The sequence below is a fragment of the Diaphorobacter limosus genome (assembly GCF_033100095.1).
GTDB lineage: Bacteria > Pseudomonadota > Gammaproteobacteria > Burkholderiales > Burkholderiaceae_C > Alicycliphilus > Alicycliphilus limosus.
This window is the reverse complement of the sequence record NZ_CP136921.1, coordinates 2,249,940-2,262,483: the sequence shown is the minus strand read 5'-3', so window position 1 is coordinate 2,262,483 and position 12,544 is coordinate 2,249,940. Positions and strand designations below refer to the sequence as shown.

The following is a 12,544-nucleotide window of genomic DNA, read 5'->3' as shown; positions in this document are numbered from 1 at the left end:
GTGCTAAGCTGCGCCGCTGTTGCTATTTTGCAAGGAGACACCCCCATGCCCGGCCTGCTGCCCGACATCGATCCCGATGGCCTGCTTGAATTCTCGGTGGTCTATACCGACCGCGCGCTCAACCACATGTCCAAGCGTTTCACCGGGGTGATGCAGGACATCCTGGCCGCGCTGAAAGAGGTCTACAACGCCCACACGGCCGTACTCGTGCCCGGCAGCGGCACCTTTGGCATGGAGGCCGTGGCGCGCCAGTTCGCCAACCGCGAGAAGGTGCTCATCGTGCGCAACGGCTGGTTCAGCTACCGCTGGAGCCAGATCTTCGACGCCGGCGGCCTGGGCGGTGGTGCCGTGGTGTGCAAAGCACGCCCGCAGGGTGCGGGCGCGCAGGCGCCCTGGGCGCCCTGCCCGGCGGCTGAAGTGGCGGCCGCCATCCGCGCCGAACGTCCGAAGGTGGTGTTCGCCCCGCATGTGGAGACGGCCAGCGGCATCATGCTCAGCGATGACTACATCCGCAGCGTTGCCCACGCCGCGCACGAGGTGGGCGCGCTCTTCGTGCTCGACTGCGTGGCCTCGGGCGCGATGTGGGTGGACATGGAAAAGACCGGCGTGGACGTGCTGATTTCCGCGCCGCAAAAGGGCTGGAGCAGTTCGCCTTGCTGCGCCATGGTGATGCTGTCCGAGCGTGCGCGCGCGGCCATCGAGGGCACGACCAGCAGCAGCTTCTCCTGCGATCTGAAGAAGTGGATGCAGATTGCCGAGGGCTACGAAAAAGGCCAGCATGCCTACCACGCCACCATGCCCACCGATGCCCTGGTGCGCCTGCGCGACGTGATGCTGGAGACGCGCGCCTATGGCTTTGACAAGGTGCGTGCCGAGCAGATGGAGCTGGGCGCCAAGGTGCGCGCGCTGCTGGAATCGCGCGGTTTTCCCAGCGTGGCGGCCGAGGGCTGGAAGGCCCCGGGGGTGGTGGTGAGCTACACCCAGGATGCCGGCATTCAGAGTGGCAAGAAATTCCTCGACGTGGGTCTGCAGACCGCCGCCGGCGTGCCGCTGCAGTGCGACGAGGGGCCGGACTTCAAGACCTTCCGCATCGGCCTGTTCGGCCTGGAGAAATGGCACAACGTCGATCGCACGGTGGGCCATCTGGCGGCGGCGCTGGACAAGGTGGCCGCCGCCGGCTGACGCGCCGGCCTACCCGCCTGTGGCCATGATGCCTATCAGCAGGGCGCGCGCGCCATCCCAGATGATCTCCACGCCCACGCACAGCAGCATGAAGGCCATCAGGCGCAGAAACACGATCTGCCCGGTCTCGCCCAGGCGCTGCAGCAGTCGGCTGGCGTAGCGAAAGGTCAGCGCCACCAGCATGCCCAGCAGCAGGGCGGCGGCCAGGCCGCCGGCGATGTTGGTCATGGTTTCCGTCACGCTGCGTTTGGTGTGCAGGCTGGCGCCAATGGCGATCGCCACGGCGATGGAGCCGGGGCCGCAGGTGAGCGGAAAGGTCAGCGGGTAGAAGGCCTTGATGCGCACCCGGTCCTCGTTCAGCGACTGGGCCATCTGTGTGGTGTCGTCGCTGGCGCCCTGCTGGGCGTGCAGCATGCGCCAGGCGATGGAGGCCACGACCATGCCGCCGGCCACGCGCACCACCGGCAGCGACACGCCAAAGAAGTTCAGCAGGTAGGAGCCGATCAGCATGGCGCCTGCCAGCAGCAGCGCGGCGTTCTTGCCAATGCGCCGCGCCAGCCGGGCGCGGCCGTCGTCGCTCAGGCCGCGCGTGAAGTCCACGAACACCGGTGCCGAGGCCAGTGGGTTGATGATGGGCAGCACGCCGGCCAGCGCAAACAGCAGACTTTTGCCGAAGGCGGCGAGCAAGAAGGGTGGGGATAAATCCATGGGCGCGTACTGTACGCGCCAGCGCCGACTTTGGTCAGAAGCGTGGCAAATCCGGGTGGCTGAGCCTGCCGCCGCGCACCAGCATCTTGCCGTACTCGGCGCAGCGGTTGTGCGTGGGGATCACCTTGCCGGGGTTGAGCAGCCCGGCCGGGTCGAAGGCCTTTTTCAGGGCCAGCATCTGCGCGTTCTCCTCGGCCGTGAACTGCACGCACATGCTGTTGAGCTTTTCCACGCCCACGCCATGCTCGCCCGTCACCGTGCCACCCATGGCCACGCTGGTCTCCAGGATGTCGGCGCCAAACAGCTCGCAGCGGTGCAGCTGGTCGGGGTCGTTGGCATCGAACAGGATCAGCGGGTGCAGGTTGCCGTCGCCGGCGTGGAACACGTTGCAGCAGCGCAGCTGGTACTTTTTCTCCATCTCGGCGATGGCGATCAAGATGTCGGCCAGGCGCTTCCTCGGAATGGTCGAATCCATGCACATGTAGTCGGGGCTGATGCGGCCGCTGGCCGGGAAGGCGTTCTTGCGCCCGCTCCAGAAGCGCGCGCGCTCCTGCTCGTCACGGCTCACGGCAATGGCGGTGGCGCCGGCGGCGCGCAGCACCTCGCTCATGCGCGCGATCTCTTCCTCGACTTCCTCGGGGGTGCCGTCGCTCTCGCACAGCAGGATGGCCGCGGCCGTCAGGTCGTAGCCGGCCTTGACAAAATCTTCCACGGCGGCGGTCATGGGCTTGTCCATCATCTCCAGGCCGGCCGGGATGATGCCGGCGGCGATCACCGCGGCCACGGCGTCGCCGGCCTTTCGCACATCGTCAAAGCTGGCCATGATGCAGCGCGCCAGCTGCGGGCTGGGGATCAGGCGCACCGTCACCTCCAGCGCCACGGCCAGCATGCCCTCGCTGCCGATCATGGCCGCCAGCAGGTCGTAGCCGGGCGCGTCCAGCGCCTGGCCGCCGAAGGTGATGGGCTCGCCCTCCATGGTGAAGCCGCGCACCGCGAGCACGTTGTGCACCGTCAGGCCGTATTTCAGGCAGTGCACGCCGCCAGAATTTTCGGCCACGTTGCCACCTATGGTGCAGGCGATCTGGCTGCTGGGGTCGGGCGCGTAGTACAGGCCATGGGGGGCGGCGGCCTCGCTGATGGCCAGGTTGCGCACGCCGCATTGCACGCGCGCCGTGCGCGCCACCGGATCGACATCGAGGATGCGGTTGAACTTGGCCAGCGACAGCGTCACGCCCATGGCGTGCGGCATGGCTCCGCCCGACAGGCCGGTGCCGGCGCCGCGCGCCACCACCGGCACCTGCAGCCGGTGGCAGGCCTTGAGCACGGCCTGCACCTGCTCTTCGGTCTCGGGCAGGCAGACCACCAGCGGGCGCTGGCGGTAGGCCGTCAGGCCATCGCATTCATAGGGCGTGGTGTCCTCGGCCTGCCAGAGCAGCGCATGGGCGGGCACGCATTGGGACAGGGCTTGCACAACGTCGCGCTGGCGCGCGGCGCGTTCGCTGGCGGGGGGGGCGGAGGTATCGACCATGGCGCGACTGTAGGCCATGGCATGGGGCCATGGCGTGAATCTTCTTGCAAGCCGCCGTGAAGCCGCCGATAGCTATAAGTATAATAGCTGTATGCGCTTGTTGGATAAGTGCTTGCGGCCGATTTTTGTTGAAATCACCCCATGGTCCGGCGTAGCCAGTCGGCAAAGGCCGCGCATTCCCAGCGATCCATGGTGCCGGTACGCCAGCACAGGTAATGCGCGTAGGGACTGGGTGCCAGGATGTCGAACAGGCGCACCAGCGTGCCCTGGTCCAGCCAGGGCGCGGCCAGCTTCAGGCGCACCGGTGCCACGCCCATGCCGGCGGCGGCGGCGTCGCACATCAGGCCAACGTCGTTGAATTGCGAGCCCTCGTTGGGCTCGGGCCAGCCCAGGCCGGCGGCGGCAAACCAGGTGCGCCAGGGCTCCAGCGGGCTGCGCAGCAGGGGCAGACCCTCCAGATCCTCGGGGCGCTCGAACGGCCCATGCTCGCGCACAAAGGCGGGCGAGGCCAGGGGCGTGAGCATGTCGCGCGCGATCTCCACATGCTCCATGTCGGCGTAGTGGCCGGGGCCGTAGCGCACCACCAGGTCGGCGTCCTCGGCCACCACGTCCAGGAGCGGAATCGACACCTGCAGCGCCAGGTCGATCTCGGGGTAGGCCTCGGTGAACTGGCGCAGGCGCGGAATCAGGATGGAGCGCGCAAAGGTCGGCGTGACGGCCAGCTTCAGCCGTCTGCGGCCAGGGTTGACGGCATGGCCCGGCAGGCGCTGCAGGGCCGACAGGCCCTCGCGCACCTGGGCCAGGTAGCCGCTGCCCTCGGTGGTCAGCGAAAAATCGGCGCGCCCGAACAGCCGCGTGCCCAGGATCTGCTCGAGCTGCTTGACGCGGTGGCTCACGGCGCTGGGCGTCACGCACAGCTCGTCGGCGGTCTGCGTCACGCTGCGCAGGCGCGCCAGCGCCTCGAAGGTCAGCAGGCACTGTATCGGCGGTATGCGCCGTGCGGCGCTGGCGTTGAAGGCGGTGGCCATGGGCGGCAATGCGGCAGGGGTTTAGCGGAAGACCACGGTCTTGTGGCCGTTGAGCAGCACGCGGTGTTCGCTGTGCCATTTCACGGCGCGCGCCAGCACCAGGCTTTCGGTGTCGCGCCCGCGCGACGTCAGGTCGTCCACGGTGTCCGTGTGTTCGGCTCTTGTAACGTCTTGTTCGATAATCGGCCCTTCGTCGAGGTCGGCGGTGACGTAGTGAGCGGTTGCTCCTATCAACTTCACGCCCCGGTCATGGGCCTGGTAATAGGGCTTGGCGCCCTTGAAGCTGGGCAGAAAGCTGTGGTGGATGTTGATGGCGCGGCCGGCCAATTTGGTGCACAGATCGTCGGACAAGACCTGCATGTAGCGCGCCAGTATGACCAGCTCAGCACCCTCGGCCTCGATGATTTCGTATTGCCGCGCCTCGGCCTGGGCCTTGGTGGCGGCGCTGACGGGTATGTGGTGAAAGGGAATGTTGTAGCTGGCGGCCAGTTGGTAGAAGTCGCGGTGGTTGCTGATGATGGCGCGCACATCTATCGGCAGCAGGCCGCTTTTGACGCGGAACAGCAGGTCGTTCAGGCAATGGCCCTCGCGGCTGACCATGAGCACGGTGGGCATGGCGGCGGACTTGGCGTGCAGGCTCCAGCGCATGGCAAAGGGCTCGGCAAAGCTGGCCAGGCGGGTCTTGAGCGCGGCGTGGTCATGCTGGCCGCAGGCGAACTGCACGCGCATGAAGAACAGACCAGTGGCGTCGTCGTTGTATTGCGCGGCTTCCTCGATGTTGCCGCCATGCTCGAGCAAAAAGCCCGAGACGGCGTGCACCAGCCCCAGGCGGTCAGGGCAGGACAGGGTAAGAATGTAAGCGGGGGTCATTGGCGCATTGTCGCAGCAGCCCTCGGAAGATAAGCAGAGTCATTGTGAAATCGATTGCATCGCGAATTGACACGGGAATCAGCCCCTGGTGGGGCATGGCCCTGTATTGGGTTCTGGGCGCGGCCTGGGTGGCCGCGGGCGACGCCTTGCTGGCCTATTGCGTCACCGAGCCGCAGCAGCTGGCCTATTGGCAGACCCTCAAGGGCTGGCTGTATGTGCTGCTGACCGGGGCGCTGGCCTGGTGGCTGCTGGCGCGCATGTCGCGCGGCCAGGGGGAGATTGGCGCCGCGCGCGCCGACCTGCTGCACAGCGAAAACGTGTTGCGCCTGGCGCTGGAAGGCAGCGGCAGCGGCCTGTGGGACTGGGACTTGCTGCGCCGCCGCTCCACCCATTCGCCCGGTTTGGTGCGCCTGCTGCGCTACCAGGGCGCCGAGCTGCCGCGCGGCATGAATCTGCTGCGCCGCCTGCACCCGGATGACTATCGGCGCGTGCACCGGGCCGTGCAGCGGGCAATGGCCACGGGCGAGCCGTTTGCCGAGACGGCGCGCCTGCGGCGCTTTGACGACAGCTATTGCTGGTTCCAGGCGCGCGGCATGTGCCACCGTGGCGCACAGGGGCAGGCCGAGCGTTTCTCCGGCATCCTCACCGACCTCACGGCCAGCCGTGCGCTGCAAGAGCGCCAGCGCCTGGCGGCGACCGTGGTGGACAACACCATCGAGGGCGTGGTGGTGACCGATGCGCAACCGTGCATCCTGTCCATCAACCCGGCGGTCACGCGCATGCTGGGCTACACAGAACAGGAGGTGCTGGGCCAGAACCCGCGCATCTTCCAGTCCGGCAGGCATGACAAGGGGTTTTACCAGGCCATGTGGGCCGCGGTGCAGCGCAGCGGCCATTGGCAGGGCGAGATCTGGAACAAGCGCAAGAACGGCGAGGTCTTCCCCGAGCGCATGTCGCTGTCGGCGGTGCATGACGAGGAGGGCCAGGTCACGCACTATGTATGCATGTTCAGCGACATCTCGCAGGAAAAGGCCCAGCACCAGCGGCTGGAATTCCTCACCCAGCGCGACAGCCTGACCGGCCTGCCCAACCGAGCCTGGTTCATCGAGCAGCTGGACGAGGCCATGAACCAGGCCCTGGCCGATGGCGAACAGCTGGCCGTGCTGCTGCTGAACCTGGATCGCTTCAAGGATGTGAACGACAGCTACGGCCATGCCGTCGGCGACGAGGTGCTGCGGCATGTCGCGCAGCAGGTGCGCCTGAGCCTGCGCCCGGGCGACCTGCTGGGGCGCATGGCGGGCGACGAGATCGCCGTGCTGGTGCGCCACCTGCGCAATACCGAAGGCGCGGCTGCCGTGGCCAGGCATTTGATAGCCGCGACGCGCAAGCCCTGGCGCACGCCGGACGGCATGGAGGTCGTCGCCGGGGTCAGCATCGGCGTCGCCATGTTCCCCAGGCATGCGTCCAAGGCCGAGCAGCTGCTGCAGGCGGCGCACAGCGCGGTGTATGGCGCCAAGGCCCATGGGCGCAGCGCGCATTGCTTCTTTGACGAGTCCATGATCCAGGCCGCGCGCGAGCGGCTGGAGATCGAGGCGCGCCTGCGCAGCGCCATGGCGCGCGGTCATCTGCTGCTGCACTACCAGCCGCAGCTGAGCGTGGCCACGGGGCGCATCGTGGGTGCCGAGGCGCTGCTGCGCTGGAACGACCCCGAGGAGGGGCTGATCTCGCCGGCGCGCTTCATCCCCGTGGCCGAGACCTCGGGCGTGATCGGCCCGCTGGGCCAGTGGGTCATGCAAGAGGCCTGCCGCCAGGGCCAGGCCTGGCGCGCGGCCGGCCTGCCGGCTGTTCGCCTGGCGGTGAATGTCTCGCCGCGCCAGTTCCAGCTGGACGACATGGCCGTCTGCGCGGCCCAGGCGCTGGCCGCCAGCGGCCTGCCGGCGCATTGCCTGGAGTTGGAGCTGACCGAGTCCGTGCTGGCCGAGCGGCCCGAGGAAATGCGCCAGGTGCTGCAGCGGCTGCGGGAGCTGGGCGTGCGTATCGCGGTGGACGACTTTGGCACCGGCTACTCCTCGCTGGTGCACCTCAAGCGCTTTCCCATCGATGTGCTGAAGATCGACCAGGGCTTCATGCGCGACATACCCGCCAGCGGCGACGACATGGCCATCAGCGCCACCATCATCGCCATGGGCCGCAGCCTGGGCCTGAACGTGCTGGCCGAGGGCGTGGAGACGCCCGAGCAGCTGGCCTTTCTGCGTGAACGTGGCTGCGACAGCTACCAGGGCTACCTGTTCAGCCGGCCTGTGCCGGCCGAGCAATTCGCCCGGCTGTTGCAGGCCCAGGCAGAAAAGCAGCCGGCCCAGGCTTGATCCGCAGTGCTACTTGGCGGCGGGCAGCCGGCCGGGTGGACGCGCGCGCAGCTCGGCGCAATGGTCGCGCGGCGCCAGCGCCGGCGTGGGGTGGATGTAGTTTGCTTCTGATTCAATAGCTGCTCGCGCTTGTCCAGCCTGCGCTATGGCCACTTTTGCGTTGAAGTTTGCTGGCAGCCAGGTGGGCACGCCCAGATCGCGCCGCACATGGCCCCAGCCGGCCGCCAGCAGCACCGTGCGGCCGTCCTGGCGCGCCTGCTGCACCGCCTGGGCCATGCTGGCGTCGCGCGCCAGCTGTATGCGCACCATGGGCATGACGCGGTCGGCGGGCAGCAGGCCGCAGTGGCCTTCCTCGATGGCGTTGCGCTGCAGCGCCAGCGCCGCTGGCGGCAGGTGGCCGTCCAGCGCCTCGTCCTGCATGGCGGCGCGCATGCGGCTGCGGGGCAGGTTGCCGCCGCGCACCGGCACGCCCGCCGCCACGGCGGCCATGATCACCGCGCGGTAGCGCTCCCAGGGCCAGGCGGCCTCGTTCCAGCGCAGTGCGGCATACACCTGGGCGGCGTTGGCGTCGGGCGGCAGGCCGTCGGTGCCGGTGCCGGCCTCGGCCATCTCGATCACCAGCGCCGCCAGGCGGCCGCGCTCGGCCAGCCAGCGCACGCTGTCGGCCTCCCAGCGCTGGTGCTCGGGTGCGTCATGCTGCTCGCCCAGCAGCAGGGCGTCGCTGGCTGGCCAGCGCTCCAGCTCCGCCTGCCAGGCGCTGTCGGCGGGCGTGGATGGGGGCTGCAGGGCGCATCCCGGCAATGCCAGCAGCACCAGCGACAGCCATGCCGGCGCGCAGGCACGTGCCCAGGGGGAGGGCACGGAGGGTTTGGAAGTACGCATCAAAATGAAACCAACTGTTAACTGAAATACACAATGGAGAAATCGCGCCGTCCCGCGTCTGCGGGCGCGCTGGTGCTACAGGAAGTGTATGGCATAGTGGCGACACGCTATATATAGCGTTTGTCAAGCCTTTTTGGTGAATGCAAGGTATGGCCTCTGGGTGCACAATCCAGCCCCTGACTGCCAACAATCCCTCCCCCCTTTGAACACCCCCAGGAGTTTCCTCGCCATGCAACGTGAGATCACAGACCTCGCCCCCAGCCTGCCCAGCCAGCCCATCAGCCTCGATGTGCTGCAAGAAAAATACTTCAAGCAGGGCGAGAGCGATGTCGAGGACCTGTACCGCCGCGTGGCGCGGGCCCTGGCATCGGTGGAGCGCGAGGACATCCGCGAGGCCATGCAGGCGCGCTTTCTGGACAACCTGCGCGCCGGCGCCATTGGCGCCGGCCGCATCATGAGCGCCGCCGGCACCGACATCCAGGCCACGCTGATCAACTGCTTCGTGCAACCCGTGGGCGACTGCATCCAGGGCGTGGACGACGCCGGCTACCCCGGCATCTACGAGGCCCTGCGCGAGGCCGCCGAGACCATGCGCCGCGGCGGCGGCGTGGGCTATGACTTCTCGCGCATCCGCCCGCGCGGCGCCATGGTCAAGGGCACGGCCTCCATGGCCTCGGGGCCCTGCAGCTACATCAACGTCTTCGACCAGTCCTGCTCCACCGTGGAGAGCGCCGGCGCCCGCCGCGGCGCGCAAATGGGCGTGCTGCGCATAGACCACCCGGACGTGCATGATTTCATCACCGCCAAGCGCACGCCGGGTCGCTGGAACAATTTCAACGTCTCGGTGGGCGTGCCCGACACCTTCATGCAGGCCGTGGAGAGCGATGGCGACTGGGAGCTGGTGCACGCCGCGGCCCCCGGCGCCGATGCCATGAAGGAGGGCGCCTACCAGCGCGCCGACGGCCAGTGGGTGTACCGCAAGCTGCGCGCGCGCGAACTGTGGGACACCATCATGAAGTCGGCCTACGACTTCGCCGAGCCCGGCATCCTGTTCCTTGACCAGATCAACACCGACAACAACCTCGGCTACACCGAGACCATCAGCGCCACCAACCCCTGCGGCGAGCAGCCGCTGCCGCCCTACGGCTGCTGCGATCTGGGGCCCATCATCCTGACGCGCTTCGTGCGCAACCCGTTTGGCCTGCATGGCGAGGCGGCCTTCGACTTCGACGCCTTCGAGCGCTCCGTCGCCACCCAGGTGCGCGCACTCGACAACGTGCTCGACGTCACTTTCTGGCCCCTGCCGCAGCAGCAGGCCGAGTCCGCGGCCAAGCGCCGCATCGGCGTGGGCTTTACCGGCATGGGCAACACCCTGGCCATGCTCAAGCTGCGCTATGACCGCCAGGACGGGCGCGACATGGCGGTGCAAATCGCCGAGCGCATGCGCAACGCCGCCTACCGCGCCTCCATCGAACTGGCCAAGGAGAAGGGCGCCTTCCCCAAGTTCAAGGCCGACGGCTACCTGGCCGAGGGCACCTTCGCCAGCCGCCTGCCCGAGGACATCAAGAAGCAGATCAAAAAGCACGGCATACGCAACAGCCACCTGCTGTCCATTGCCCCCACCGGCACGGTGAGCCTGGCCTTTGCCGACAACGCCTCCAACGGCATCGAGCCGCCGTTCTCCTGGACCTACACGCGCAGGAAGCGCGAGGCCGACGGCAGCAAGAGCGAATACGTGGTCGAGGACTATGCCTGGCGCCTGTACAAGACCCTGGGTGGTGATGTGAAGAAGCTGCCGGCGTACTTCGTCAGCGCCATGGACATGGCCGCCGCCGACCATGTGGCGATGATGGAGGCCGTCCAGCCCTATGTGGACACGGCCATCTCCAAGACCGTCAACGTGCCGGCCGACTACCCGTACGACGACTTCAAGAACCTCTACCTGCAAGCCTGGCACTCGGGCCTGAAGGGTCTGGCCACCTACCGCCCCAACAGCATCCTGGGCGCGGTGCTGGAAGTGCCCGCCGCCGAGGCCAAGCCCGAGCCCAAGGTGGAGCCCAAGCCCGAGCCGGCCGCGCCACTAGATCCGATGCGCATCGTCATCGAAAGCCGGCCCAAGGGCGGCCTGGACGCCGTGGCCGAGAAGATCGAGTACTGGACGCAGGAGGGCCAGCAGCGGCTGTACCTGATCGTCTCCTTCCTGCCCGTGCCGGACGGCCGCGGCGGCCAGGTGGACCGGGCCATCGAGTTCTTCATGCCCGTGGGCCAGAGCAGCGAGTCGCAGCAGTGGATCACGTCGAGCATGCGCCTGTTGTCACTGGCCGCGCGCGGCGGCTTCCTGGAGCGTGCCCTGTCCGACATGCGCAAGGTGGCCTGGGATCGCGGCCCGGTGCGCCTGGGCACCTTCACGCGCGCCGACGGCGCCCAGGTGCCGCTGTGGCACGACTCCGAGGTGGCGGCCGTGGCCTACGCCGTGCAAAGCATCCTGGCGCGCCGCGCCGAGGCGCCGCAGCAGCAGCTGCTGCCGCTGGACGAGCCCGAGATGCCCGCCGGCAACCCGCCCGCCATGGCCGGCAAGAAATGCGGCGAATGCGGCGCCCACGCCGTGATCCGCAAGGACGGCTGCGACTACTGCACGCAGTGCGGGGCCATTGGCAGCTGCGGCTGAGGGCGGCCAACAGCATCGTTGATACTATTAATTAAATAGCTGTTAGCGCTTGCTGTATAAGGGGTAGGGCGGTCAATGAATAAAAAACTGACCCTCTCCAACAAGCTGCTCACCATGGGCACGGCCTTCCTGCTGGTGGCCCTGGCGTCGATAGGCTTCACGCTCTGGGTCACCTGGGAACTAGTGTAGTGTTCCATTCTGTTTGGAGCTTAATCGGCTATTGGCCCGAATGACCTTCTGCAGGATGTCGCGGGCGCTCTTGGTCCAGATGAACGGTTTGGGGTTGGTATTGTGATGTGCCACGTATTCATCAATGGCGGCCACCAGCTGCGGCACGCTGGTGAATACGCCGCGGCGCAGCCGTTCTGTGGTCAGGTCACGAAAGAAACGCTCGACCATGTTCAGCCACGACGCCGAGGTCGGCGTGAAGTGCATGTGAAAGCGCGGGTGCTTGGCCAGCCAGTCCTGCACCACCGGGTGCTTGTGCGTGGCGTAGTTGTCGGCGATCAGGTGCAGCGTTTTGTCCTTGGGTGTCTCGCGGTCGATCTGCTTGAGGAACTTCAACCACTGCACATGGGTGTGGCGCTGCTGGCATTGGCTGATGACTTGGCCATCGAGCACGTTGAGCGCCGCAAACAATGTGGTCGTGCCGTGGCGCTTGTAGTCGTGCGTCATCGTCTGCGCACGCCCCTTCTTCAGGGGCAGTCCCGGCTGCGTGCGATCGAGCGCCTGCACCTGGCTCTTCTCGTCGCAGCACAGCACCAGGGCATGCTCAGGCGGGGACATGTACAAGCCCACGATGTCTTCGAGCTTCTGGGCAAACTGGGGGTCACGCGAGACCTTGAAGCTGTGCACCAGATGCGGCTTGAGCCCGTGCGCATGCCAATGGCGCATCACGGTGCTGGCGCTGACGCCCAGCAGCGTGCCCATCTTGCGTGTGCTCCAGTGCGTGATCGCTTCGGGGCTGCTCTGGGTTGTCAACTGCACCAGCTGGGCCACGTCCACCTTTACCGGCGGCGCGCCGCGTGGCAAGTCGCGCTCGATAGCCTTGATGCCGCCTTGCAGGTAGCGCTCGCGCCAGCGCGCCGGCTGCATGCGACCGATGCCCAGTTGCGCGGCAATATTCTTGTTGTTCAGGCCCTGGTCTGCCAGCAAGATGATGCGTGCGCGCTGCGCCAGACGTACGCTCGTCAGGCCCGAGCGCCAAAGCTTCGTCAACGCCGCACGCTCTTCATCCGTCAATTCGATCTTTGGCGCAACTCGCATGGATTGGCTCCCTTTCAAGCTCCAGTTGAGCATGGGATACCAGCCG

9 protein-coding genes are annotated in these 12,544 nt (G+C 67.3%); 3 read left to right on the top strand and 6 right to left on the bottom strand.

Annotation, left to right across the window (positions count from 1 at the left end; all coding sequences use genetic code 11):
• The first annotated feature begins 45 nt into the window (after positions 1–45).
• Positions 46–1,182, top strand: coding sequence for an aminotransferase class V-fold PLP-dependent enzyme (locus P4826_RS10915; RefSeq protein WP_317700432.1), 1,137 nt, complete (start codon positions 46–48; stop codon positions 1,180–1,182).
• A 9-nt stretch (positions 1,183–1,191) separates the two neighbouring features.
• Here P4826_RS10915 and P4826_RS10910 read toward each other — a convergent pair whose 3' ends face one another.
• The 4 genes from P4826_RS10910 to purU all read right to left on the bottom strand — a co-directional run bounded on the left by P4826_RS10910 (position 1,192) and on the right by purU (position 5,316).
• Positions 1,192–1,890, bottom strand: a complete 699-nt coding sequence (locus tag P4826_RS10910) for a MarC family protein (protein WP_317700431.1) — start codon at positions 1,888–1,890, stop codon at positions 1,192–1,194.
• Between the two features lie 34 nt (positions 1,891–1,924).
• On the bottom strand, positions 1,925–3,436 hold the full coding sequence (locus P4826_RS10905) for an FAD-linked oxidase C-terminal domain-containing protein (RefSeq protein ID WP_317700430.1): 1,512 nt from the start codon (positions 3,434–3,436) through the stop codon (positions 1,925–1,927).
• 116 nt (positions 3,437–3,552) lie between these two features.
• Positions 3,553–4,446 (bottom strand): LysR substrate-binding domain-containing protein, encoded by an 894-nt coding sequence (locus tag P4826_RS10900; RefSeq protein WP_317700429.1) that lies wholly within the window; start codon positions 4,444–4,446, stop codon positions 3,553–3,555.
• A 21-nt stretch (positions 4,447–4,467) separates the two neighbouring features.
• The gene (purU, locus tag P4826_RS10895) at positions 4,468–5,316 is read right to left on the bottom strand and encodes a formyltetrahydrofolate deformylase (RefSeq protein ID WP_317700428.1); all 849 of its coding nucleotides are present in this window, start codon (positions 5,314–5,316) and stop codon (positions 4,468–4,470) included.
• Between the two features lie 95 nt (positions 5,317–5,411).
• On the opposite strand from purU, the gene P4826_RS10890 reads away from it, so the two are divergent.
• Positions 5,412–7,682 (top strand): putative bifunctional diguanylate cyclase/phosphodiesterase, encoded by a 2,271-nt coding sequence (locus tag P4826_RS10890; RefSeq protein WP_317700427.1) that lies wholly within the window; start codon positions 5,412–5,414, stop codon positions 7,680–7,682.
• A 9-nt stretch (positions 7,683–7,691) separates the two neighbouring features.
• Here P4826_RS10890 and P4826_RS10885 read toward each other — a convergent pair whose 3' ends face one another.
• Positions 7,692–8,564 (bottom strand): ChaN family lipoprotein, encoded by an 873-nt coding sequence (locus P4826_RS10885; protein ID WP_317700426.1) that lies wholly within the window; start codon positions 8,562–8,564, stop codon positions 7,692–7,694.
• 229 nt (positions 8,565–8,793) lie between these two features.
• On the opposite strand from P4826_RS10885, the gene P4826_RS10880 reads away from it, so the two are divergent.
• A complete protein-coding gene (locus tag P4826_RS10880; protein ID WP_317700425.1) occupies positions 8,794–11,232 on the top strand; it encodes an adenosylcobalamin-dependent ribonucleoside-diphosphate reductase in 2,439 nt (812 codons plus the stop codon).
• Positions 11,233–11,412: 180 nt separating this feature from the next.
• Here the strand turns inward: P4826_RS10880 and P4826_RS10875 are convergent, their stop codons facing one another.
• On the bottom strand, positions 11,413–12,498 hold the full coding sequence (locus P4826_RS10875; RefSeq protein WP_317700424.1) for an IS630 family transposase: 1,086 nt from the start codon (positions 12,496–12,498) through the stop codon (positions 11,413–11,415).
• Between the last annotated feature and the right edge of the window lie 46 nt (positions 12,499–12,544).